Below are 21,115 nucleotides of genomic sequence, written 5' to 3' on the forward strand. Positions count from 1 at the left end.
CCGCTGGCGGTGCCCCTCGCGACAACAGCTCCCGTTTCGACGACTGAGGCCCTTGCCCGCCAAAGCGTTGGTGCTGGCTGGCTTGCTGCTGGCCATCGGCGGCTGCGGCCTGCGCCGCCAGAGCGCCAGCCCCCTGGGGCTCAACGGCGCTGAGAACCGCGAACAACCAGCGCTGAGCGGCGATGGTCGCCTTCTGGCCTCCCTGGTGGAGCGCGGCGGGCGCACCACCGTCCTGCTGCAGGAACGGCGGAGCGGCAAAGTTCTGCCCCTGCGCCACCTGAAGCGGCATCAACCCCACAGCTCCCCCTCCCTGAGTTGGAACGGCCGTTACCTCGCCCTGCTGATCCAGCGGGGGGCGCGCCGGGAGGCGGTGATTGAAGATCGGGCCAGCGGAGCACTGCAGCCCCTCTTCCTGCCGGGCAACGCCGAACCCAGGCGGCTCAGCCTGGCCCCCGATGCCCGTCAACTGGCGGTGGAGCTCACCTCCCAGGGCAGCACCCGACTGCAGATCTACGACCTCAGCGGACTGCTGGAGCCGGACCTCGCCCCAGGGCAGCGCGAGAGCGGCGGCGGGCCAGGAGTCGAGCCTTGATCCGTCTTCTGCTCAGTGCTGGCGCGACGCTGCTGCTGCTCAGCGGCTGTGCTGGCGGACGTCTGCGCCCCCTACCGGGACTGAACCAGCAGCTCAACCAACTGGGGCAGGGCCGGAGCCCCTCGCTGGCCGGGGGATGGCTAGCCCTGATCGCCGCCCGCGGCAATGGGCGCGTGCAGGTGCAGCTGATCGACGTCAACCGCCGCAACCCGGTCCCCTTACCGGGGCTGAATCGACCCGATGCTCTGCCGATCAGCGTTGCGGTCGATCAAAACGCTGAACGGCTAGCGGTCGTGCGCCAACGGGAGGACCGCACGGAATTGGTGCTCTACAAGCGCAGCCTCCAGGCCACGCAGCTACTGCCGATGGAGCCCGCCGGGGTTCCGCGCCAGGTCAGCTTCAGTGCCGATGGGCGCGTGCTGGCGGTGGAGGTCAGCCGCGGCGGGCTCTGGCAGATCGATCTCCTGGAGATTCCCTAAGGGAACCTCAGCCCACAAAACCAGCCCAGCGCAGGAAGGTCTCCCCACTGAGCGCCTCGACCACGAGGATCGCCACGAAACCAACCATCGCGAAGCGACCGTTCACCCGCTCGGCGTAGCCACTCCAACCAAAGGCAGGAGCGTCGTTGGTGGTGGCGCTGGTCGCAGGGACCTCGGGCGTCTCGGACATCGTCGGATCAGGCTCCTTGGCTGAAGTCATAGCTGGTGGCGGGAATCAGCTTCCATCCCCCCTGGCCATCGAGCTCGAGCACCAGGTCGTGGAAGCTCTTGAGGCTAGGGCGGTGACCCACGCTCACGAAGGCCATCTCCCGTTGGGAGAGCAGCTCATAGAGGTGCTTCTCGGTGGCCACGTCCAAGGCGCTGGTGGCCTCATCCAGCACGACAAAGCGCGGGGAATTCAGCAGCAAGCGGGCGAACGCCAGGCGCTGCTGCTCACCCAGGGACAGCAGCCGCGGCCAGTCCTGCTTGATGTCGAAATCCGGGTAGCGCTGCACCAAGGCCGACAGCCGCACCTCGTTGAGGACGCTGCGGAGGTGCTCATCGCTGAAGCGCTGGGGCTCCTGGGGATAGCAAAGCTGCTCCCGCAGGCTGCCCAAAATCATGTAGGGCTTCTGGGGGATGAACAGCAACTCCTGGTGGGGTGGGCGCTGGACCTCACCGCGGGCAGCGGGCCAAAGGCCACTGACCAGGCGCAGGAACGAGGTCTTGCCGCAACCGCTGGGGCCCACGACAAGCACCCGCTGCCCCGGCCCCACCTCCAAGCTGAGGTCCTCAATCAGACGCCGATCGCTGTTGGGGGGCACCAGATCCACGTGGCGCACCAACAGGGAACCCGAGGCCCCAGTGCTGGATTGCTCCTCGCTCAAGCGCTGCTGCTCAGCGTTGACCTCACTGATGGCCTCGACCTTGCCCTGGAACCCCTCCAGTCGGCTGATGGACGCTGAGAAGGCCGCCAGGCGATCGATGTTGTTCACGATGAAACTCACCGAGAACAACACCTGGGAGAAAGCAATACCGGACTGGGCAAAGACGCCGAAATCCACCTCCTTGGCGAAGTAAATCGGAGCGATCACCAGCCAGGGCAAAAAGCGAGAGAAGTAGTCATAGGAGCGCTGAATCACGCTGATCAGCGCCTCCCAAACAATCAGCTTGTTGTAGTTCTGAATCGCGCCACCCAGGCGGCGCTCTGCCTCCCGTGATTCCTGCTGTTCACCGCGGTAGAAGGCGATCGACTCGGCGTTGTCCCGAATGTGGACCAGGCCGTAGCGGAAGTCCGCCTCCAGCCTCAACTGGTCATAGTTCAGGGCCACCAGCTTGCGGCTGGCGAAGACGATCACGGCGGTGCCGCCCAGGGAATAAATCAGCAGCCACAGGGCCAGGGTGGAGCTGATCGTCCAGAGCACCACAATGAAGCTCAGGAAGGTCAAGACAGCGGAGACCACCTCAACGCTGACGCTCAGGCTGGTGCCGGTGAAACTCGCGGTGTCCTGGGAAATCCGTTGGTCCGGGTTATCAATCTCTTCAGCCGCCTCATCATTGGGATTGAGGACGTAGTAGGCCCGATTGGTCAGATAGCGGCGCAACAGGCGACCACTGAGCCACTCCCGCCAGAGCAAACCCAAGCGGGGGATCAGATAGCTCTGCAGAGCCCGAATCGGCAGGGCCAGCACCAGGCAAAAGGCATAGATCGCGACGATCTGCCAGAACTCCTCGACCTTGTAGGTGACGAGTGCGTTTTCAACGTTGCGGGCGACGTAGCTAATGCCGACGTTGATGCCGTTGATCACCAGGATCAACAGGGTGATCACCCCCAGCAGCACCCAGGGGAGCCAGCGCCCCTGACGCAACTTGCTGCGCAGGGAGACAAAACTGCCGATCCCTGCGGCAAACAGCACCATCAAGATGGGGCCGGCCGGGCTCGCCCAGAGGGCGGCGATCTGCTGGGGAACCCCCGGCAGGAAGCGGGCCTGGAACTCGGGGATCAGCGCACCGCTGAGGGCCAGCACCCCGCTGAGCAGCAGCAGGGTGCTGCCGGCCACCACCGCGAGCAGGGCAACGATCAGCAGCAGAAACTGCCAACCGCTGGTCTCCTCGACGGGAAGGAAATAGGGCTGCGCCAGCCGCTGCAGCTTGATGAGCTGACGGCGGAAGGCCTGCAGGGGATTCATGACGGCGTTCAGATGCCGTCATTCTCGCCGCTGGGAACTCAGCCTGGAGGCCAAGCCAAGGGACGGCCACCAATCAGGTGCACATGCAGGTGAAAGACGGTCTGGCCGGCCTCCTCACCGCTATTGATCACCGTTCGAAAACCGCTCAGTCCCTCCTGCTTGGCCACCTTGGCGGCCACCAGCAGCAGATGGCCCAGCAACTGCTCCTGGCTGGCCTCGGCCTCCGCCAGGTTGACGATGTGCTCGCGGGGGATCACCAGGACGTGCACCGGTGCCTGCGGAGCCACGTCGCGGAAGGCCAGGCACTGCTCATCGGCATAGACCTGATCGCACGGGATCTCCCCCCGCAGGATGCGGCCAAAAATCGTGTCGTTGCTGGCGAGGTCAGCGGCGTCGGCCATGGGCTGGTGAAACAGCGGTGGAACGTCTATAGAGCGCTGTCCATGAGCCGATGCTGGCACGATCAAGCACCGCCGCGTTAGCGGGAATCGAGGCCTATCCCGTCCAGGTCGAGGTGGATCTCGCCCCGGGACTCCCGGCCCTAGTGATCGTCGGTCTGGCCGATGCAGCCGTTCAGGAATCCAGGGAGCGGGTGCGCTCCGCCCTGCGCAACAGCGGCCTACGGCTGCCCCTCTCGCGGGTGATCGTCAGCCTGGCGCCGGCCGACCGGCGCAAACAGGGCCCCAGCTTTGATCTCCCCATCGCCCTCGCCCTGGCCTGTGCCAGCGGGCAGCTCGAGCCCGCGCGACTGGAGGGGATCTGGTGTTGCGGGGAGCTGGGTCTCGATGGCCAGTTGCGACCGATCCGCGGCGCCCTCTCCATCGCCCTGGCCGCCCAGCGGGCGGGGGCCCGGGCCCTGCTGGTCCCCCAGGCCAACGGCCCTGAGGCTCGCTTGGTCAGCGGCCTGGAGGTGCGCCCAATCAGCAGCCTGTGCGAAGCGCTCGAGGCACTGCAGCCGGACTACAGCCCCGGCCCGCTGCAGCCCTCAAGCGACACACCACAGCCCACGCCGATTCCCGTGGACCTGCAGGAGATCCAGGGCCAGGCCCACGGCCGGCGGGCCCTGGAGATCGCCGCGGCCGGGGGCCATCACCTCCTGCTGGTCGGCCCGCCCGGTTGCGGCAAAACCCTGCTGGCCCAGAGCCTGGCCGGACTGCTGCCGCCCCTCAGCCCAGCGGAGCAGCTGGAGATCACCCAGCTCTATTCGGTGGCAGGTGAACTGGAGCAGCTGGGCGGATTGATCCGCACCCGGCCCTTCCGCAGCCCGCACCACAGCTGCTCCAGCGCGGCACTCCTGGGCGGCGGCAGTTGCCCAAGGCCGGGTGAATTGGCCCTGGCCCACCGGGGCGTGCTCTTTCTCGATGAGCTGGGGGAGTTCCGCCGCGATGTGCTCAATCAACTGCGGCAACCGCTCGAGCAGGGAACCCTCCGGCTCAGCCGGGCCAAGCAGCAGCTCCACTACCCCTGCTGCATCAGCCTGGTGGCCGCCACCAACCCCTGTCCCTGCGGCTGGTACGGCGACCCGGAGCACGACTGCAGCTGCACCACATCCGAGCGCCAGCGCTACTGGGGCCGCCTCTCGGGCCCGTTGCTCGATCGCATCGACCTCCAGGTCGTGATGCAACGGGTGCCCGCGCAGGTCCTGCGGCAGGGCTACAGCGCCTCCAGCGAGCGGAGGCCCCCGGAATCGACAGCCTCCGCCTCCCAGCGCATCCAGCAGGCGCGCCTGCGCATGAAGCAGCGCAATCCAGGTGCAGGGAGCAACCACAGGCTCAGCGCCCGCGACCTGCGCGATACGGGCGCGTTCAGCCAGGACACGCTGGCCCTTTGGGAGCAGGTCATGGCCGCTCGGGCGCTCTCAGCCCGCAGCGGTCAGCGGCTGCTGAGCGTGGCCCGAACGATCGCGGATCTCAACGACGACGATCAGGTCGGGCCCCAAGCCGTGGCCGAGGCCCTGACCTACCGCAGCTTTACGGCCTAGTGCTTGTGGGGCGGGGTATCGCGATAGGGCTGAACGCCCACGTTGGGGGGCAGGTGCTGCCGCTCCTCGAGGGGATTGCCGAAGGCATTGCCCACGCTCTTGCCAAACCAGCGGTTGATGGCACTGATTAACTGCTTCACAGCGCACCTCGACGGAGACCTTCTCCATCATTGGTAGCCATGAAAAAGCGGGAATCGGTGTTTCTACCGATTCCCGCAGGGACGCTTGGGCTGAAGCCGAGGCTCAGCGGCGGCGGCGGCGCTGTTGGGCTTTGCGCTTGTACTTCTCGACGGGGGTCTCGTGGTGACGCAGGCGCTTGAGATCGGCGAAGATCCCGGCCTTGGAGACCTGGCGCTTGAAGCGGCGCAGCGCCGACTCAATGCCCTCGTTCTCGCCGACGGTGACCTGGGTCATAAAACCGATCTAGGAATTTTGCAGTTTGAAGATGGTAGCAAGTGCTCTTCACCAGAGCCCTGGAACAGGAGCCTCAGGCGCTGGTTGATCACCGGTGGTCGCGGGCTGCTCCGCCACCGGCCAGCTGTCCCGGTAGATGTACACGTGCCCCAGGTTGCGTCCACCGAACTGGCGCCGCATCAACTTCCAGCCCGGCTCGGGCTGGAGCAGCAGGTAGTCGGTGTTTTGGCTGTGGCCGCCGCTGCGGGCAATCACCATCTCCGGCCCTGCACTCGGCTTGGAGGGGAACGCCATCAGCACGTTGTCCCCCTTCTCGCGCACAACACTGATGCGGTAGGTGCTGGCGAGGTCCTCCTCCCCAACCCGCAGGGAATAGCCATTGCCGTCGATGTAACGGCTGCAGATCCCCGTGAAGTCAAAACTGGAGAGCAGGGGATCGACCTTGACCGGCCCTTCCTCGGCCAGGGCAAAGCAGGGCCGGGTGTCCTTGCGCTGTTCGTAGATGTTCAGCTGAGCCCGCTCGCCGGTGCCGATCGGAGCCGCGACGATGACGAACTTGGTCTGGTCCACCTCCACAGCGTCAAACAACGCTTTGGCCTGCACGCCGCCAGCCATCAGGCCGGCAAGCGGAAGCAGGGCAGCCAGGGATCGGACCAGAGAAAACACAGAGTCGCTTGGGTTGGCAGGGGCTGATCGTAAAAGTGATCGCCAGCGGCGCCAGTCCCTCAGGCCGGCTTATTGATCCGGATCGCCACCAGGAGGCTGATCAGCGTTCCCGGCAGGGCCAGGCCCAAGATCGTGCCGGTGGTCTTGACCCCCAGCTCAGGGTCGCCGTAGGCCAACTCGAAGACCGAGCCAGTGGCTGCAATACCCAGCACGCAAGCCAGGGCGAGAAACAGTCCCGCCAGGGGTTTCATCGGCATCTCGAAGGCTCAGGCGATGGTGTGAACGTCGGAGCGATTAAAGCCCTTTTCATTGAGGCCCTCGACGAGCTTCTCCTCGTCGGTGACCCGATCGACGAAGAGCACCCCGTTGAGGTGATCCATCTCGTGCTGGATGCAGCGGGCCATCAGGCCATCGGCCTTCATCCGCTTGGGACGGCCAAAGGCATCGCGGTAGCTGACATCCACCACGCTGGGGCGCACCACATCCAGATAGACCCCGGGGATGCTCAAGCAACCCTCTTCATAGGTGCAGAGCCCGCCGCCGACGGAGGTGATCTCCGGGTTGATCAAGACCAAAGGAGGGCTGCTGGGATCCTCCAACTCCAGGTCAATCACCAGCAACTGCTGATTCACGCCGATCTGGGGAGCGGCCAGACCGATGCCTTTGGCGGCGTACATGCTGACGAGCATGTCGGTGGCCAGCTTGCGCACCGCGTCATCCACCTTGCCGATGCGTCGCGCCGGCTCGCGCAGGACCTCATCACCCAGCTTGTGGATGTCGTAGGGAGGGTTCTCGATGGGCTCCTTAGACACCTGCAGGCGTCCCGAGAGCTCAGCCGAGCGCGCCAACTTGGCGAAGCTATTGGCCAAGACCTGTCCTCAACGGCGTTGCGAACAGCGATTCTAGGAGGCCTAATCGGCCTGTTCCGTTGAGCCTGTCCCCACCAGCCACGCTCACTCCCCTCTCCGCCGAGGTGGTGCTGGGGAAAACCCCAAGCCTGAAAGAGCCCGTGCTGCTGGATGGGGCGCTCTATTGGCTCGAGCAGCGTCCCCACGAACAGGGGCGCACCACCTTGATGGGGCGCGCAGCCCAGGGGCAGGAGCCCCGCGAATGCACCCCGGGGGATTGGAACCTGCGCTGCCGCGTCCATGAGTACGGCGGCGGCCCCTGCGCCATCGGCCGGCGCGCCAATGGAGAGGCCGTGGCCGTGTTCGTCCATGACGCCGACCGCTGCCTCTGGCGGCTGGATCTCGATCAACCGGGGGCCGAACCGCAGCGACTGCTCACGCCCCAGGGCAAGCGTTTTGAGGGGGCCCTCGGTGGCGGCCTGATCGACCGGCAGCGGGACCGCTGGATTGGCGTTCTGGAGCGCGACGGTCAAGACCACCTGGTGGCGCTACCCCTGGCCGGCGGGGAGCTGGTCGAGCTCCATCAGGCCGCGGACTTCTGCGGCTATCCCGCCCTGAGCCCCAATGGAGCGCGGCTGGCCTGGGTGGAGTGGCAGCAGCCGGCCATGCCCTGGGACTGCAGCAGCCTCTGGCTGGCGGACGTTCAGGCCTCCGGCCAGCTGGGCCCCGGCCGGCGCGTCGCCGGCAGCGCTCCCGAGGATCACCAAGCCATCTCGGTCTTTCAGCCGATCTGGGCCGGACGCGACCTGGTGGTGGCCAATGACCGCAGCGGCTTCTGGAACCTCGAGCGCTGGTCCGCAGCCGAGCAGGACGCGCTGGAGACGCCCCGTTGGCAGCCCCTGCTGCACGAGCAGGCCGAATTCGCCATGCCCCAGTGGGTCTTTGGCATGAGCACCCATGCCTGGGATGGTGAGCGCCTGCTGGCCCTCGCCTGCCGGCAGGGCCGCTGGGAGCTCGGGGAGCTCAAGGACCAAAGCTGGCGGCCGCTCGAGCAACCCTGCAGTGATCTGGCGGGGCTCTGCGCCCAGGCGGGCCAACTGGCCTGCATCGCCAGCAGCCCCACCCACCCCTCGGGCCTGCTGGAGCTCGACCTGAAGACCGGGAGCTGGCGGCATCAACCAGCGGCCCCCTGCCCGATTGCACAGGAGGCCATCAGCCAGCCCCAAGAGCTGTGGTTTGACGGCCACGGCGGCCAGGCCACCCAGGCCTGGTACTACCCGCCAACCGGCGGTGGCCACAGCGAGGCGCCCCTGCTGGTGAAGAGCCACAGCGGCCCGACCGCCATGGCCCGCACGGGCCTGAACCTGGCCATTCAGTTCTGGACCAGCCGCGGTTGGGGCGTGGTGGATGTGAACTACGGCGGTTCCACCGGCTTTGGCCGGGCCTACCGCGAACGACTCAACGGCCAGTGGGGCGTCGTGGATGTGGCGGACTGCGCCGCTGCGGCCCAGGCCCTGATCGAGCAGGGGCAGGCCCACCCCAAACGGGTGGCGATCGAAGGGGGCAGCGCCGGGGGGTTCACCACCCTGGCGGCCCTCTGTTTCACCGACTGCTTCTCTGCCGGTGCCAGCCGCTACGGCGTGGCCGACCTGAGTGCCCTGGCGGAGGACACCCACCGCTTTGAGGCCCGCTACCTCGATGGCCTGGTGGGCCCGTGGCCCGAGCAACGCGCGCTCTACGCCGCCCGCTCACCGTTGAACCATGCCGAACGCATGAGCTGCCCGGTGATCTTCTTCCAGGGCCTCGAGGACGTGGTGGTCCCCCCGGAGCAAACCGAGCGGATGGCCGAGGCCCTGCGCAACAAGGGCATCCCGGTGGAGGTGCGCCTGTTCCCGGAAGAGGGCCACGGCTTCCGCAAGGGCAGCACCCAAATTGAGGTCCTGGAGGCGACGGAGGCCTTCTTCCGCGCGCACTTCGCCCTGTAATGGCTGAGCTTCTGCCGGGACTCTGGAGCGCTGACCTCGTCGATGGGATCAGCTGGCTCGTCCTGGCGGGGGGTGTTCTGGCGGGAATCCTGGCGACGGGCCGAGCCATTGGCCGGCGGCTACAGCTGCAGCTCTGGGGCATTCCCGAGGCCCTGGTCGCGGGCGTCTTGGGTCTACTGGTCGCCCCCAAGGGGCCCTTCCCGCTGCTGCCCGAGCACCTGATGGAGCTCTGGGCCCAACTGCCCCTGGTGCTGCTCACCTTGGTCTTCGGCTCCTTGATGCTGGGCAAGCCGCTGCCCAAGCTCTCGGGCGTGCTGAAGCCCGTGGGCGGCCATGTCTCCCTGGCGCTGGTGCTGGCCTTCGGTCAGTACGTGGTGGCCGGGCTGGCGGTGCTGCTGGTGCTGCAGCCCCTGCTGGGCTTCAGCCCGGTGATGGCCTGCCTGATCGAGGTGGCCTTTGAGGGGGGGCATGGCTCCGCTGCGGCCATGGGGGCGAGCTATGCGGCCCTGGGGTTTGAGAGCGGCCAGGACCTGGGTCTGGCCCTTGCCACCGTTGGCCTGCTGTCCTCGACCCTGGTGGGGGGACTGGTGGTGGTGCTCGGTCGGGCACGGGGATGGCTGGTGGCGGACCTGGCGCCGGAAGCAATCCAGGTCGCTCCAGCGGCGGCGAGCGGGGCCGAGGGCCCGAGCAATCCCTGGGCGGCTTGGCTCTGCAACCTGGGCCTGGTGGGCATCGCCGTGGCCATCGGCTGGCTGCTGCAACTGCTGCTGCGGCTGGGGACGGGCTGGATCGGGGGCGGCGTCGCCACGGTGGGTCAGGCCCTACCGGTGTTCCCGCTGGCGATCCTGGGGTCGCTGCTGGTGCGTTGGCTGCTGGAGCGCAGCGAGCACAGCCAGTGGGCCTCGACCCCAATCCAAAGCGAAGTGAGCACCCTGGCGGCCGATCTCTTGATCGCCTCAGCCACCGCGGGGTTGAACCTGCAGTTACTCCAGGCCAACTGGCTACCGATCACCCTGCTGGCGGGAGCTGGCTTGAGCTGGAATCTGCTGATCTGCCTCTGGCTCGCGCCGAAGCTGCTGCCCAAGGACTGGTTTGAGCGGGCCCTGGTGGAATTTGGCCAGGCCACCGGCGTCGCCGCCTCCGGCCTGCTGCTGCTGCGGATGGCGGATCCGGAGAATCACAGCGACGCCCTGCCGGCCTTTTCGCTCAAGCAACTGCTGCTGCAGCCCCTGCTCTCCGGTGGGGTGATCACGGTGGTGGCCCCCCTGGCCGTGGCCGGCTGGGGGCTACCGGTCTGGACCCTGGTCTGCGCAGCGGTGATGCTGCTGGCCGGGGCCGCGGGGCTCTGGATCGCTCAGCTGCCCGAGCTCGAGGAGGCCCGGTAGAGCAGGGTGCGGAACTGGTGGCGCACCTGCTCCATCTGCTCCCCACTCAGCAGAGGTGGTTCGCCGAGGGCCAGGGCCTGCAGGTAGATCCGCGCCAGGGTCTCCACCTCCACCGCCAGGGCCAGGGCCTTGTCGAGGGTGGGGCCCACCGCCACCTGACCGTGCTGGGCCATCAGGCAAGCCAGCCGTCCCTCGAGGGCCTGAACGACCCCATCGGAGAGCTCCTGGGTGCCAAAGGTGGCGTAGGGGGCGCAGCGGATGTCATGGCCACCGGCCACCGCCGTCATGTAGTGGAAGGGGGGGATGTCACGGCCATGGCAGGCCAGGGCTGTGGCGTGGATCGAATGGCAGTGCAGCACCGCCTGCACCTCCGGCCGGCTCGCCAGGACATCGGCGTGCAGCCGCCACTCCGAGGAGGGCCGCCGTTGGGGGCGGCCATCGGCCGGGATGAACAGGGGCTCCCCCTTGAGATCCAGCGCCACCAGGTCACTGGGCTGCATCTGCTCATAGGGCAGGGAGCTGGGGGTGATCAGCATCCCGCCGGCGATGCGCACCGAGAGGTTGCCGGAGGTGCCCTGGTTGATGCCGCTGGCCTGCATGCGCCGGGCGCAGTCGACCAGTTGCTCGCGCAGATCCAGATCAGACATCGCCGTAGAGCTCCTGGAGGCCGGCGGCGCTGGCGGCGACCACACCCCGCTCGGTGATCAGCGCCGTGACCAGACGCGCTGGGGTGACATCAAAGGCGGGGTTAAAGCCCGGGCTGCCGTCAGGGCTGAGCTGAACCGTGGTGATCGCCCCCTCGGGGCTGCGGCCCTGAATGTGGGTGACTTCCTCGGGGCTGCGGGCCTCGATTGGGATCTCGGCGACGCCGTCATCGATGGACCAGTCGATCGTCGAGGCCGGCAGGGCCACATAGAAGGGGATGTTGTTGTCCCGCGCCGCCAGGGCCTTGAGGTAGGTGCCGATCTTGTTGCAGACGTCGCCGCGGCGGGTGGTGCGGTCGGTGCCGACGATCACGGCATCCACCTGGCCGTGCTGCATCAGGTGGCCGCCGGCGTTGTCGACGATGACGGTGTGGGGCACCCCTTCGCGGCCGAGCTCATAGGCCGTGAGCGAGGCGCCCTGGTTGCGGGGGCGGGTCTCATCCACCCAGACATGAATGTCCAGGCCAGCGCGGTGGGCCTTGTAGATCGGCGCCAGGGCCGTGCCCCAATCCACCGTGGCCAACCAACCGGCATTGCAGTGGGTCAGCACATTGAGGGTCTGACCGGGCCGAGCGGCCGCCAGCTTCTGGAAGAGCGCCAGGCCGTGCTCGCCGATGGCCTCGCACATGGCGACGTCCTCATCGGCGATGGCGCCGGCCTCAACCTGGGCCGCCTCGGCCCGCTCAGCCGGGGGCAGCGGCGCCACCCGATCACGAACACGCTCCAGAGCCCAGCGCAGGTTGACCGCCGTCGGGCGGGTGGCATTGAGCTGATCAAAGGCCGCCGCCAGGGAGGCATCGCTGGGGTCGACCTGCAGGGCGAGCATCAGGCCGTAGGCCCCGGTGACACCGATCAGGGGGGCGCCGCGCACGACCATCGTGCGGATGGCCTCGGCCGCTTCATCGCAGCTGCGCAGCGTGCGGGTGGTGAACTGATGCGGCAGCTGGATCTGATCGATGACCCCGATCGAGCGGCCACCCGGCTCCAGCCAGATGGTGCGCCAGGCCTGGCCGTCGATCTTCATGGCTACCGATTGACTGCACCGATCATCCCCTGCGGCCCCGCTCAGATCGGGCGATAGCCCTGCCAATCGGGCACCTGGGGCTGGCTGGTCCCCTCGGGATCAGGGGAGAGCTGGACATGCCAACGCTGGCCGCCAAGCAACTCCAGCTGCTCGAGGGCCAGGCAGTCGTCCACGGCGCAGAGGTCGTCCTTGTGCTGCTGCAGCGCGCCGTGGAGCCACTGGCGTTTCGCCGCGGCCTTGGCCGCCTGCGGGGAGCGGGCCACCACCAGGCCGAACTGGTGCAGTTCCGCCAGGGAGTCCGGGCGGTAGGCGCCCAGGTTGACGAACCAGAGCCGCTCGGGCCGGGGCGCGGCGGGCTCGCGCCCGAGGCTCACCGCCCAGCCATCGATCGCCCGCACCGCCATGTAGGCATCCAGGTGCAGACCCTCACGCCTCCCGAACCACTGCCGCTTGAGCTCCGGAATGGTGTCCTCGATGGAGCGGCCCGCAACAAAGCGGACGTCATGCAGCTCGATCAGGCTGCTGGCGGTGCGTCCACCCAGGACCGCCAGAAATAGGGTTGGGGCGCTGGGGGATGGCGGCGTCATGGACCTGTTTCAGCGGCAGTGGGCCACCTACCGGGCCGTGTTGGATCACGACCTGATGGAGCACCAGGCCATGAGCCTGGCCTGCGGGCAGGTGCTGCGGCAGGTCTGCGCAACGGCCCAGGCCCCCAGCCTGGTGGATTTGGGCTGCGGCGATCTTGGCTTGCTGGCACCGCTGCTGCAGACGTTGCCCCTGGGGCACTACACGGGGCTGGACCTCTGCGCCGAGGTGCTGCCCCTGGCGCAAGCCGCCTTACGCCAGGCCCCCTTCCCCCGCTCCTGGCTGGCGGAGGATCTGCTGAGCTGGGCCAACGCGCCGCAGGCCGAGGCGGTGGAGGTGATCCACAGCAGCTATGCGGTGCATCACCTCCAGCAGGACCAGGACAAGGCCAACTGGCTAAAGGGATGCCGCAGACGCATCACCCCGGGGGGCCGCTTGATCTGGGTTGATGTCTTCCGCCAAGCCGGGGAAAGCCGAGAGGCCTATCTGGCCCGCTACGGGGGGCGGGTGGAGGGCTGGAGCACCCTTGGCGCCGACCAACGCCAGGCGGTGCTCGCCCACATCCAGCGCTTTGATTACCCCGCCGAGCGCGGCGTCATTGAAGGGATCGCCCAGGAGGCGGGCTGGAGCTGGCAGTGGGCCTGGGAAGGACGCCACGGGGCCGAGGCCATGGCCGTCCTCAGCCCCGCCTAGCTGTGCTCGCGCAGGAAGCTGATGGTTCCCTGCAGTTCCTCCGCGAAGCGATCGATCTCCTCGATCGTCGTGGTGAAGCTCAGGCTGGCCCGCGCTGAGGCACTGAGGCCGTAGTGGCGATGCAGGGGCTGGGTGCAGTGGTGGCCGCTGCGGATGCAGATGCCAGCGGAATCCAGCAGGGCAGCGATGTCGTTGGCGTGGACACCCTCGACATGGAAGGCCGCCAGGGCCGCCCGATCCGGCTGCTGCTCCGGCGTGGGGCCAAGAACCGTCAGGCCATCGATGGCCTGCAGGCGCTCAAACAGATGGGCCGTGAGCTGCTGCTCCCAGGCATGGATGCGATCGAGACCCAGGGCCTGGAGGTAGTCCAGGGCCGCGCCCATACCGATCGCCTCACCGATGGCGGGGGTGCCGGCCTCAAATTTGTGGGGTAGCCCAGCCCAGCTGCTGTGGTCCAGGTAGACGTCCTGGATCATCTCGCCGCCGCCGAGGAAGGGAGGCATGGCCTCCAGCAGGGCCTCCCTGCCCCAGAGGAATCCCATCCCCGTGGGACCGCAGAGCTTGTGGGAGCTGCCCACCAAAAAGTCGGCGTCCAGCTCCTTGACGTTGACCGGCAGGTGGGGAAGGCTCTGGCAGGCATCCACCAGCACCAGGGCACCGGCGGCATGGGCCAGGGCCGCCACCTGGCTGATCGGATTGAGGCAGCCCAGGGTGTTGCTGACCTGCACCAGGCTCACCAGCCGCGTGCGGTCGGTGATCTTGCTGCGCAGGTCCTCCAGGTCGAGCTCACCGCTCTCGCTCAGGCCGGCATGGCGCAGGACGCAGCCGGTGCGATCCGCCAGCAGTTGCCAGGGCACCAGGTTGCTGTGGTGCTCCATCACCGTCAGCAGCACCTCATCGCCCGGGCGCAGGTTGGCTTCACCCCAACTGCGGGCGACCAGGTTGATCGCCTCACTGGCGTTGCGGGTGAAGACGATTTCGTTGGGACTGGAGGCGCCGATGAAGGCCGCAGCCTTGGCCCGAGCCCCCTCAAAGCCCTCGGTGGCGCGGGCGCTGAGCTGGTGCGCGCCCCGGTGAACGTTGGCGTTGTCGTGGTCGTAGTAGTGCCGCAGGGCATCCAGGACCTGATGGGGCTTCTGGCTGGTGGCGGCGTGATCGAGATAGATCAACGGCTGCCCCAAGCAGGCCGTCTGGGCCAGCAGGGGGAAGTCCTGCCGCGTCTGGGCGGCCAAATCAACAGCAGGAACGCTCATCAGGCTGGAGGAGCTGCTCATGCCGATTCCAGCTCCAGCTGATCCAGGGGGCACCACTGGCGCGCGGGCTCCGGCAGGGCGCGCAGGACCTCTTCGCAGAAGGCGCGCTTCAGCAGGCCGGCGGCCTGCTCCGCGCCAATACCGCGGCTCTGGAGATAGAAGAGCTCATCGGTTTGCAGGCTGCTGACCGTGGCGCCATGGGCGCACTTGACGTCATCGGCAACGATCTCAAGCTCGGGTTTGGTGTCGATCCGAGCCCGATCCGAGAGCAGCAGGTTGCGGCTCAACTGCGCGGCGTTGGTCTGCTGGGCTTCCCGGGGCACGCGCACAGCGCCGTTGAAGACGCTGCGGCCCTGGCCGGCGGCCACCGCCTTGTGGACCTGATCGAGCTCCCCTTCGGGGCCAGAGAACTGGACAAAGCTGTGGGTGTCAGCAATCTGCTGACCGCCCACCAACTGCAGACCGCGCAGGAGCGAGTGGGCCTGGCCCTGCACCTGCACCAACCGCGGCTCGTGCCGCGCTAGTCCCCAACCCGCAGCCACGTTGCTGAGGGCAGCCTGGCTTTCCGGCTCTTGCTCAACGGCGATGTGACTGAACAGGGCGGCATCGCTCTGGCCAAAGGCCACCAGGCCATGGCGCAGCTGGGCGCTGCGGGCCAGGTGGGCCTCGATCACCAGGCTGACCAGACCCGCGGCCCGGGCCTCGATCAGCTGGGAGAGATCCAGCTGGGCCTTCTCCTCCAGCACCAGCAGGATCCGCAGGGGAAGCATGCCCCCGGCGCTAGCGCTGACCAGCTCCAGGGCCGCCGAGGCTCGGCTCTTGACCCGAAGGGCCAGGACCTGCGTGGCGCTGGCCTGGTTCAGTTCCACCGGCCAGTGCTGCTGACAGCCCGTGGCCGCCAGGGTGTGGCCCAACCCTTGGGCCAGTTCCGCCTCGCTGAGGACCTCAAGCCCTGCGGGCAGGGTCACCCCCGCCAGGGGATCGCTTTGGCCATCGAGCTGCAAGCGCAGCACGGACCCGCCGGCGGCGAGGGTGGGCTGGGCAGGCTGAGCCGCCGCCAAGGGAAGCGCCTGCAGCAGGCTCAGGTCGGTGAAGCGCCAATCCTCACTGCGCGAGGAGGGAACACCCTGCTGGGCCAGGGCAGCGCGACCGCGCTGCTGCACAGCCGCCAGGGCACCCGAGGCGGCAGGGAGCTGGGAGAGCCATTGCTCCAGCCAAGCTGCCCGTTGGGTGGGGGCGCTGAGGCTGGCGGTCATCAGGCCACCTCCGCGGCAGCCAAGGCGGCCAGCTCCTGGTCCACCCAGTCGTAGCCGCGCTCTTCAAGCTCCAGGGCCAGTTCTTTGCCGCCGGTGCGCAGCATCCGCCCGGCCGCCATCACGTGGACATAGTCCGGGGTGATGGCGTCGAGCAAGCGCTGGTAGTGGGTGATCAGCAGGGTCGCGTTGTCGGGGCTCGCCAGCTGATTGACGCCGCCAGCCACGATCCGCAGGGCGTCGATGTCCAGGCCGGAATCGGTCTCATCGAGGATCGCCACCAGGGGATCCAGCAGGGCCATCTGGAGGATCTCGTTGCGCTTTTTCTCGCCGCCGCTGAAGCCTTCGTTCACCGAGCGATCAAGGAAGGCGGGATCCATCTGGACCACCTGCAGACGCTCACGAACGAGGTCTTCAAACGCGAAGGTGTCGAGCTCCTCCTCACCCTTCTGGGCGCGGCGCGCGTTGGTGGCCACCCGCAGGAACTCCAGGTTGCTCACCCCCGGAATTTCCACCGGGTACTGGAAGCCCAGGAACACACCCGTGCGGGCCCGTTGCTCGGGATCCAGTTCCAGCAGGTTCTCGCCGCGGTAGGTCACGCTGCCGCCGGTGACGGTGTAGGCGGGATGACCAGCCAGGACCTTGGAGAGGGTGCTCTTACCGCTGCCATTGCGGCCCATCACCGCATGGATCTCGCCGGCACGGATGGTCAGGTTGACGCCCTTGAGGATCTCCTTGTCCTCGACTCGAGCGTGGAGATCCCGGATCTCAAGCAGCACTGGAGCGTCAGGGCGAATCACGGGGAAGGGAGACGAAAGGGAAACAAAGGGCCCGCATCGGGCCGGGGTCAGCGGTGGGCTTAGCCGACTGAGCCCTCAAGCTTCAGGGCCAGCAACTTGTCCGCCTCGGCGGCGAACTCCATCGGCAGCTGGTTGAAGACATCGCGGCAGAAGCCGCTGACCATCATCGAGACGGCCTCTTCAAAACCGATGCCGCGGCTCTGCAGATAGAAGAGCTGATCTTCTGAGATACGGCAGGTGCTGGCCTCGTGCTCAACAGCGGCCTGGGGCTGCTGGGAGCGGATATAGGGATAGGTGTTGGCGGCGGCTTGATCGCCAATCAACATCGAGTCGCACTGGCTGTAGTTCTTGGCGCCGGTGGCTTTCGGTCCGATCTGGACCAGACCGCGGTAGCTGTTGGACGAGCGCCCAGCGCTGATGCCCTTGCTGACGATCGTCGAGCGGGTGCGCGGGCCCACGTGGATCATCTTTGTGCCGGTGTCGGCCTGCTGCATGTTGTTGGTCAGGGCCACCGAGTAGAACTCGCCCACCGAATCGGCGCCCTGCAGCACGCAACTGGGGTACTTCCAGGTGATCGCTGAACCGGTTTCCACCTGGGTCCAGCTGATCTTGCTGCGGGCACCACGGCACTGACCGCGCTTGGTCACGAAGTTGTAGATGCCGCCCACACCGTTCTCATCACCGGCGTACCAGTTCTGAACGGTCGAGTACTTGATCGAGGCGTCATCAAGCACCACCAGTTCCACCACTGCCGCATGCAGTTGGTTGGTGTCGAACATCGGGGCGGTGCAACCCTCGAGGTAGCTCACGGAGGCACCCTCTTCCGCAACGATCAAGGTGCGCTCGAACTGCCCGGTGTCTCCCGAGTTGATCCGGAAATAGGTCGACAGCTCCATCGGGCATTCGACGCCCTTGGGAATGAAGACGAAGGAGCCGTCACTGAAGACAGCTGAATTCAGCGCCGCGAAATAGTTGTCGTTGCTCGGGACCACCGTCCCCAGATAGCGCTCGATGAGCTCGGGGTATTCCTTGACGGCCTCGCTGATCGAGCAGAAGACGACACCGTGCTCAGCCAGCTTTTCCTTGTAGGTCGTGGCGATCGAGACACTGTCGAAGACGGCGTCAACAGCGACGTTGGACAGCCGTTTTTGCTCGCTTAGGGGGATTCCAAGCTTGTCAAAGGTTTCCAGCAGCTTCGGATCCACCTCATCGAGGCTGGTCTTCTTCTCTTGCTGCTTGGGAGCGGCGTAATAAACGACGTCTTGGTAGTCGATGGGCGGGTAGCCCAAAGCGGCCCAGTCCGGTTCCTCCATCTGGAGCCACTGGCGATAGGCCCGCAGGCGAAAGTCCAGCAGGAAAGACGGCTCGTCCTTCTTGCTGGAAATCAGACGCACCACGTCCTCGCTGAGGCCCTTGGCGATCTTCTCGGTTTCGATGTCAGTGACGAAGCCGTACTTGTACGGCTGGCTGACTAAATCACCAACGGCCTGAGCGTTACTCATGGGTGAGCCTCAACCGCCCGTATGGGCTTTGACGTCTTCCATCGAGATGGTCTGGTTCTCACCGCGGAAGGGATTGTCCTCGGTCAAAAACAGCATGCAGTGGCATTCCTTGCGCTCACGCATCGGCACGCAAGGGCAGTTCCAGAAGGCCTGCGCCACTTCGGCCTCCTTGTCTTCGTAGTGGCGGCAGGGGCACAGAGCGCCGCCCAGCTCGTCCTTGTGACGGGCCAGACCCTCGAGCACGACAGCCGTCACGCTGGGATCGCTGCAGAAATAGGTCCCCGTGCGCTGGGCGTAGGTCTCCGCAAACTTGCGGATCACCTCAAGGCTGTCGCTGGCTGACGGGGAGGGGGCTGCAGACATGAGCGCAGAGACAAAGCTGGAACGGACGTGCCGGGCGAGGACTGGCGCCCAGCGGGGCTGACAGCTCGTCCATCAACAACTTACGAAACACCAGGGTTTCGTAAGTGAACGATAGAGGCCTGAACCGTCAGCAGTGAGTGGTCATTGTTGCGCGTTGCCGGTGCCAATCGGGGGGAGGGCCTTCTCGGCTCACTCGTCAGCGCCCGTTTAGCCGTGGCATGGTGTGGAAGACCGCTTTCCAACATGAGCGTCTCCGCCCAGTCACCGACACGCGAAGCCGCTCTCAGCCTGATGTTGCGGCAGGGGGAGCTCACGGCTGCCCAGCTCGCCGAGGCGCTTCAGGTGTCGGTCCAAGTCATGCGGCGCCATCTGCGCTCCTTAGAAGACGAGGGTTTGGTGGAAGCCAGTCCCACCAGCGAGGGCCAAGGTCGGCCCAGCAACCGCTGGCGCCTGACCAGCAATGGACGCGGACACTTCCCCAACGGCAGCGAACATTTCGCCCTGGGCCTCCTGAGCTCGATGACCGCCAACCTGCCCAGCGGGATGGTGGAGGAGCTGCTCGAGCGGCAGGCCAGCGACAAGGCCGAGGACTACCGCAGACACATCGGCGCCGGCACGGTCCTGGAACGGCTGGAGCGCTTGGTGGAGCTGCGGCGGCGCGAGGGTTACGTCGCCGAGTTCCACGCCGAACCAGGCCAGGACAGCTGGGTACTGAGCGAGTTCCACTGCTCGGTTCAGTCCATCGCCCAGCAATTCCCCTGCGTCTGCGATCAGGAACTGGAGCTGATCAGACAGACCTTCCCCGACTGCCAAGTGGATCGGGTCCACTGGCTGCTCGAGGGCAACCAGGCCTGCGGTTTCCGGCTGACGCCGTGCTGAGCGAAGCGGACCTCAGCGAACTCGAGAGCACGCTGCTCCCGGCCTTCGAGCGCCATCACCTGCGCCTGCTGGCCCATAGCCTGCGCTGCCTGCAACAGGCGGCCGCCCAAGGGGAAGACCTACCGGAGGGGGCCCGTCTGAGCGCCTGGGCCGAGCAGCAACCCAACCTGGCGGTGGACCCGACCTTTATTCCCGTTCTGGTGGAGCAATTGGGCAAGGCCTCAGCCCAGCTGGCCAGCATCGGCAACGACCTCGGAAAACCCGCGCTGCAGCTGGAGATCGCCGACCTGGTGCGCTGGGGACAACGGCAGGCCGATGCGCGGCTTAAGCCACCACACAACTGACCCCAGCCAGGCCCATCAGGGCCGCCAGGGCGCCTCGCCAGCCGGGGCGGTCCCCCTCCAGGGAGGCCAAGGGGAGCGCCATCACCGGAGCGGTCGCCAGGAGTGACACCGCCAACGCCCCCGGCAACTGCTGCAGGGCGGTTTGCTGCAGGGCGATCCCGGCGCTGGTCCCCAGCAAGGTGGCGAGGATCCCCAGGGGCCAACGCCGCCGCTGCGGGAGCGGCCCCTGACGTCGCTGCAGCAGAGACGGCAGCAGCGGCAGCAGGACGAGAGTTGCCGCCAAGAGGCGCAGCGCGGCCGCCTGCAGCGGATCGATCGCACCGGAGCGCAGGGCCGCCCGGGCCAAGACGGCTCCGCCACTGCCGCAGGCCAAGGCCCCCAGGGCCAGCGCAACCCCCAGGCCCCAGTCCCGCGAGCGAGGCGCCCCGGCATCACGGCCTGCCACCAGAGCCAGGGCCGCTGTGATCAGGGCAATCCCCAGCCATTGCAGAAGGCTGGGGCTCTCGGCCAGGGCCGCCATTCCCAAGAGCGCCGTCACCGCGGGACCGCCCGCATCAAGGGTCAGGGTGCGCCGGGTTCCGATGCGGCGCAGGGCGGCAAAGAAGAGGCTGTCGCCAATGGCAATGCCGAGAACCCCACTGGCGACCAGCAGCCAGAAGGCCCAGGGATCGCTCCATCGGGAGCCAACGCCGGACGCGCCCAAAAGCGGCAGCAGCAACAGCAGCGCCAGAGCGTTCTTAAGCAGATTGAGCTGGCTGGCGCTGAGGGCCGTTGGCAAGCGCCGCCAAAGACTGCTGGCCAGGGTCCAACACAGGGCTCCCGCCAAGGCCGCCAGGACTCCGCTGAGCACGGCTGCAGGAGACGACTACGGCTTGCGATCATCGCTGCATCTGCTGCAGCGCCGTGACCCTTGCGATTGAGGATGCCCTCAGCTTTTTCCAGCTGAGCTGCGGCCGCTGGCGCTCCCAGCGCAGCGTCCATCACCTGCTGCACCGCCGCGCCGAAGCCGGAGGCTCGCTGATCGTGGTGGAGGAACTGGAGCGCACGGACCAGCGCCTGGCCGAGATCGCCTCACTCCACGGCCAGGATCCGGCTGGCCTGGTGGGGGGCTGTTGGGTGCGCTGGAGCGCCTCGATGGCCTGGGACAAAGCCGGTGAGGACCACACCGGCGAAAGC

Annotated in this window: 26 protein-coding genes; 9 read left to right on the forward strand and 17 right to left on the reverse strand. The window is 67.1% G+C overall.

The genetic code is table 11. The annotated features are described in order from the left end of the window. Positions 1–52: 52 nt before the first annotated feature. On the forward strand, positions 53–592 hold the full coding sequence (locus QZ186_RS07325; RefSeq protein WP_010313014.1) for a hypothetical protein: 540 nt from the start codon (positions 53–55) through the stop codon (positions 590–592). Continuing rightward, the gene (locus QZ186_RS07330; protein WP_296416295.1) at positions 589–1,071 is read left to right on the forward strand and encodes a hypothetical protein; all 483 of its coding nucleotides are present in this window, start codon (positions 589–591) and stop codon (positions 1,069–1,071) included. Before QZ186_RS07325 ends, QZ186_RS07330 begins: the two co-directional genes overlap by 4 nt. 7 nt (positions 1,072–1,078) lie before the next feature. Here QZ186_RS07330 and QZ186_RS07335 read toward each other — a convergent pair whose 3' ends face one another. The 3 genes from QZ186_RS07335 to QZ186_RS07345 are packed head-to-tail and all read right to left on the reverse strand — an operon-like array spanning position 1,079 to position 3,661. Then, positions 1,079–1,291 carry a chlorophyll a/b-binding protein gene (locus QZ186_RS07335; RefSeq protein WP_247479494.1) on the reverse strand — a complete coding sequence of 71 codons (213 nt, stop codon included), beginning with the start codon at positions 1,289–1,291 and terminating at the stop codon, positions 1,079–1,081. Next, the gene (locus tag QZ186_RS07340) at positions 1,269–3,260 is read right to left on the reverse strand and encodes an ABC transporter ATP-binding protein/permease (RefSeq protein WP_010313017.1); all 1,992 of its coding nucleotides are present in this window, start codon (positions 3,258–3,260) and stop codon (positions 1,269–1,271) included. The genes QZ186_RS07335 and QZ186_RS07340 overlap by 23 nt, the downstream gene beginning before the upstream one ends. A gap of 38 nt (positions 3,261–3,298) precedes the next feature. After that, positions 3,299–3,661 carry a histidine triad nucleotide-binding protein gene (locus tag QZ186_RS07345; RefSeq protein ID WP_296416296.1) on the reverse strand — a complete coding sequence of 121 codons (363 nt, stop codon included), beginning with the start codon at positions 3,659–3,661 and terminating at the stop codon, positions 3,299–3,301. 50 nt (positions 3,662–3,711) lie between these two features. Here QZ186_RS07345 and QZ186_RS07350 point away from each other — a divergent pair, with 50 nt between their 5' ends. Further along, positions 3,712–5,241 carry a YifB family Mg chelatase-like AAA ATPase gene (locus tag QZ186_RS07350; protein ID WP_296416297.1) on the forward strand — a complete coding sequence of 510 codons (1,530 nt, stop codon included), beginning with the start codon at positions 3,712–3,714 and terminating at the stop codon, positions 5,239–5,241. Here the strand turns inward: QZ186_RS07350 and QZ186_RS07355 are convergent. The 5 genes from QZ186_RS07355 to def form a co-directional block, all read right to left on the reverse strand. After that, a complete protein-coding gene (locus QZ186_RS07355) occupies positions 5,238–5,381 on the reverse strand; it encodes a hypothetical protein (protein WP_010313022.1) in 144 nt (47 codons plus the stop codon). The two genes, QZ186_RS07350 and QZ186_RS07355, sit on opposite strands and share 4 nt — an antisense overlap. 103 nt (positions 5,382–5,484) lie before the next feature. Next, positions 5,485–5,655, reverse strand: a complete 171-nt coding sequence (gene rpsU, locus QZ186_RS07360; protein WP_010304532.1) for a 30S ribosomal protein S21 — start codon at positions 5,653–5,655, stop codon at positions 5,485–5,487. A 48-nt stretch (positions 5,656–5,703) separates the two neighbouring features. Then, positions 5,704–6,321 carry a DUF3747 domain-containing protein gene (locus tag QZ186_RS07365; RefSeq protein ID WP_296416298.1) on the reverse strand — a complete coding sequence of 206 codons (618 nt, stop codon included), beginning with the start codon at positions 6,319–6,321 and terminating at the stop codon, positions 5,704–5,706. A gap of 59 nt (positions 6,322–6,380) precedes the next feature. After that, entirely contained in the window at positions 6,381–6,578 is a 198-nt protein-coding gene (locus QZ186_RS07370) for a hypothetical protein (protein ID WP_010313026.1), read from the reverse strand. Positions 6,579–6,587: 9 nt separating this feature from the next. After that, positions 6,588–7,190, reverse strand: a complete 603-nt coding sequence (gene def / locus QZ186_RS07375) for a peptide deformylase (protein WP_010313028.1) — start codon at positions 7,188–7,190, stop codon at positions 6,588–6,590. A gap of 59 nt (positions 7,191–7,249) precedes the next feature. Between def and QZ186_RS07380 the strand changes: the two genes are divergently transcribed. Continuing rightward, on the forward strand, positions 7,250–9,154 hold the full coding sequence (locus tag QZ186_RS07380) for a prolyl oligopeptidase family serine peptidase (protein ID WP_296416299.1): 1,905 nt from the start codon (positions 7,250–7,252) through the stop codon (positions 9,152–9,154). Continuing rightward, entirely contained in the window at positions 9,154–10,539 is a 1,386-nt protein-coding gene (locus QZ186_RS07385; protein ID WP_296416300.1) for a sodium/glutamate symporter, read from the forward strand. The genes QZ186_RS07380 and QZ186_RS07385 overlap by 1 nt, the downstream gene beginning before the upstream one ends. Here the strand turns inward: QZ186_RS07385 and QZ186_RS07390 are convergent. Genes QZ186_RS07390 through QZ186_RS07400 form a run of 3 tightly spaced genes read right to left on the reverse strand, consistent with a single transcriptional unit; the run spans position 10,509 to position 12,854 of the window. Then, on the reverse strand, positions 10,509–11,186 hold the full coding sequence (locus QZ186_RS07390) for a class II aldolase/adducin family protein (RefSeq protein WP_247479508.1): 678 nt from the start codon (positions 11,184–11,186) through the stop codon (positions 10,509–10,511). The genes QZ186_RS07385 and QZ186_RS07390 overlap by 31 nt on opposite strands. Continuing rightward, a complete protein-coding gene (gene mtnA / locus QZ186_RS07395) occupies positions 11,179–12,267 on the reverse strand; it encodes an S-methyl-5-thioribose-1-phosphate isomerase (protein ID WP_296416301.1) in 1,089 nt (362 codons plus the stop codon). Before mtnA ends, QZ186_RS07390 begins: the two co-directional genes overlap by 8 nt. Positions 12,268–12,308: 41 nt before the next feature. Further along, positions 12,309–12,854, reverse strand: a complete 546-nt coding sequence (locus QZ186_RS07400; RefSeq protein WP_296416302.1) for a DUF1543 domain-containing protein — start codon at positions 12,852–12,854, stop codon at positions 12,309–12,311. On the opposite strand from QZ186_RS07400, the gene QZ186_RS07405 reads away from it, so the two are divergent. Beyond that, on the forward strand, positions 12,853–13,545 hold the full coding sequence (locus tag QZ186_RS07405) for a class I SAM-dependent methyltransferase (protein WP_296416303.1): 693 nt from the start codon (positions 12,853–12,855) through the stop codon (positions 13,543–13,545). The two genes, QZ186_RS07400 and QZ186_RS07405, sit on opposite strands and share 2 nt — an antisense overlap. On the opposite strand, the gene QZ186_RS07410 is transcribed toward QZ186_RS07405, so the two are convergent. From QZ186_RS07410 to QZ186_RS07430, 5 genes are read right to left on the reverse strand one after another with little or no spacing between them, the layout of a single operon-like run. After that, complete coding sequence (locus QZ186_RS07410) at positions 13,542–14,819, reverse strand: SufS family cysteine desulfurase (protein WP_296416304.1); 1,278 nt, start codon at positions 14,817–14,819, stop codon at positions 13,542–13,544. The genes QZ186_RS07405 and QZ186_RS07410 overlap by 4 nt on opposite strands. Beyond that, positions 14,816–16,054, reverse strand: coding sequence for a Fe-S cluster assembly protein SufD (gene sufD / locus QZ186_RS07415; RefSeq protein ID WP_296416305.1), 1,239 nt, complete (start codon positions 16,052–16,054; stop codon positions 14,816–14,818). The genes QZ186_RS07410 and sufD overlap by 4 nt, the downstream gene beginning before the upstream one ends. Then, positions 16,054–16,851, reverse strand: coding sequence for a Fe-S cluster assembly ATPase SufC (gene sufC, locus QZ186_RS07420; RefSeq protein ID WP_029625992.1), 798 nt, complete (start codon positions 16,849–16,851; stop codon positions 16,054–16,056). Before sufC ends, sufD begins: the two co-directional genes overlap by 1 nt. 59 nt (positions 16,852–16,910) lie before the next feature. Continuing rightward, positions 16,911–18,353, reverse strand: a complete 1,443-nt coding sequence (gene sufB / locus QZ186_RS07425) for a Fe-S cluster assembly protein SufB (protein WP_010313045.1) — start codon at positions 18,351–18,353, stop codon at positions 16,911–16,913. Between the two features lie 9 nt (positions 18,354–18,362). Further along, on the reverse strand, positions 18,363–18,716 hold the full coding sequence (locus QZ186_RS07430; RefSeq protein ID WP_010313046.1) for a ferredoxin-thioredoxin reductase catalytic domain-containing protein: 354 nt from the start codon (positions 18,714–18,716) through the stop codon (positions 18,363–18,365). Positions 18,717–18,959: 243 nt separating this feature from the next. Here QZ186_RS07430 and sufR point away from each other — a divergent pair, with 243 nt between their 5' ends. Together sufR and QZ186_RS07440 are read left to right on the forward strand one after the other, a co-directional pair. Continuing rightward, entirely contained in the window at positions 18,960–19,595 is a 636-nt protein-coding gene (sufR, locus tag QZ186_RS07435; protein WP_296416306.1) for an iron-sulfur cluster biosynthesis transcriptional regulator SufR, read from the forward strand. Beyond that, the gene (locus tag QZ186_RS07440; protein WP_296416307.1) at positions 19,589–19,939 is read left to right on the forward strand and encodes a hypothetical protein; all 351 of its coding nucleotides are present in this window, start codon (positions 19,589–19,591) and stop codon (positions 19,937–19,939) included. The genes sufR and QZ186_RS07440 overlap by 7 nt, the downstream gene beginning before the upstream one ends. Here QZ186_RS07440 and QZ186_RS07445 read toward each other — a convergent pair. Next, positions 19,920–20,789, reverse strand: coding sequence for a DMT family transporter (locus QZ186_RS07445; protein WP_296416309.1), 870 nt, complete (start codon positions 20,787–20,789; stop codon positions 19,920–19,922). The two genes, QZ186_RS07440 and QZ186_RS07445, sit on opposite strands and share 20 nt — an antisense overlap. 53 nt (positions 20,790–20,842) lie before the next feature. Between QZ186_RS07445 and QZ186_RS07450 the strand changes: the two genes are divergently transcribed. Continuing rightward, positions 20,843–21,115 (forward strand): phycobiliprotein lyase (locus QZ186_RS07450; RefSeq protein ID WP_296416310.1); only part of this gene is annotated, 273 nt, incomplete at its 3' end.

It is taken from the genome of Vulcanococcus sp. DEBay_Sum29NL08_54, from assembly GCF_017859255.1.
Taxonomy (GTDB): Bacteria; Cyanobacteriota; Cyanobacteriia; order PCC-6307; family Cyanobiaceae; genus Vulcanococcus.

Coding starts and splice junctions, on each gene's coding strand:
- mtnA (WP_296416301.1), bottom strand. CDS start 12,267: ATGAAGATCGACGGCCAGGCCTGGCGCACCATCTGGCTGGAGCCGGGT.
- sufD (WP_296416305.1), bottom strand. CDS start 16,054: ATGACCGCCAGCCTCAGCGCCCCCACCCAACGGGCAGCTTGGCTGGAG.
- QZ186_RS07400 (WP_296416302.1), bottom strand. CDS start 12,854: ATGACGCCGCCATCCCCCAGCGCCCCAACCCTATTTCTGGCGGTCCTG.
- QZ186_RS07345 (WP_296416296.1), bottom strand. CDS start 3,661: ATGGCCGACGCCGCTGACCTCGCCAGCAACGACACGATTTTTGGCCGC.
- QZ186_RS07430 (WP_010313046.1), bottom strand. CDS start 18,716: ATGTCTGCAGCCCCCTCCCCGTCAGCCAGCGACAGCCTTGAGGTGATC.
- rpsU (WP_010304532.1), bottom strand. CDS start 5,655: ATGACCCAGGTCACCGTCGGCGAGAACGAGGGCATTGAGTCGGCGCTG.
- QZ186_RS07405 (WP_296416303.1), top strand. CDS start 12,853: ATGGACCTGTTTCAGCGGCAGTGGGCCACCTACCGGGCCGTGTTGGAT.
- QZ186_RS07335 (WP_247479494.1), bottom strand. CDS start 1,291: ATGACTTCAGCCAAGGAGCCTGATCCGACGATGTCCGAGACGCCCGAG.
- QZ186_RS07350 (WP_296416297.1), top strand. CDS start 3,712: ATGCTGGCACGATCAAGCACCGCCGCGTTAGCGGGAATCGAGGCCTAT.
- sufR (WP_296416306.1), top strand. CDS start 18,960: ATGAGCGTCTCCGCCCAGTCACCGACACGCGAAGCCGCTCTCAGCCTG.
- QZ186_RS07390 (WP_247479508.1), bottom strand. CDS start 11,186: ATGTCTGATCTGGATCTGCGCGAGCAACTGGTCGACTGCGCCCGGCGC.
- sufB (WP_010313045.1), bottom strand. CDS start 18,353: ATGAGTAACGCTCAGGCCGTTGGTGATTTAGTCAGCCAGCCGTACAAG.
- QZ186_RS07410 (WP_296416304.1), bottom strand. CDS start 14,819: ATGAGCAGCTCCTCCAGCCTGATGAGCGTTCCTGCTGTTGATTTGGCC.
- QZ186_RS07370 (WP_010313026.1), bottom strand. CDS start 6,578: ATGCCGATGAAACCCCTGGCGGGACTGTTTCTCGCCCTGGCTTGCGTG.
- QZ186_RS07340 (WP_010313017.1), bottom strand. CDS start 3,260: ATGAATCCCCTGCAGGCCTTCCGCCGTCAGCTCATCAAGCTGCAGCGG.
- QZ186_RS07385 (WP_296416300.1), top strand. CDS start 9,154: ATGGCTGAGCTTCTGCCGGGACTCTGGAGCGCTGACCTCGTCGATGGG.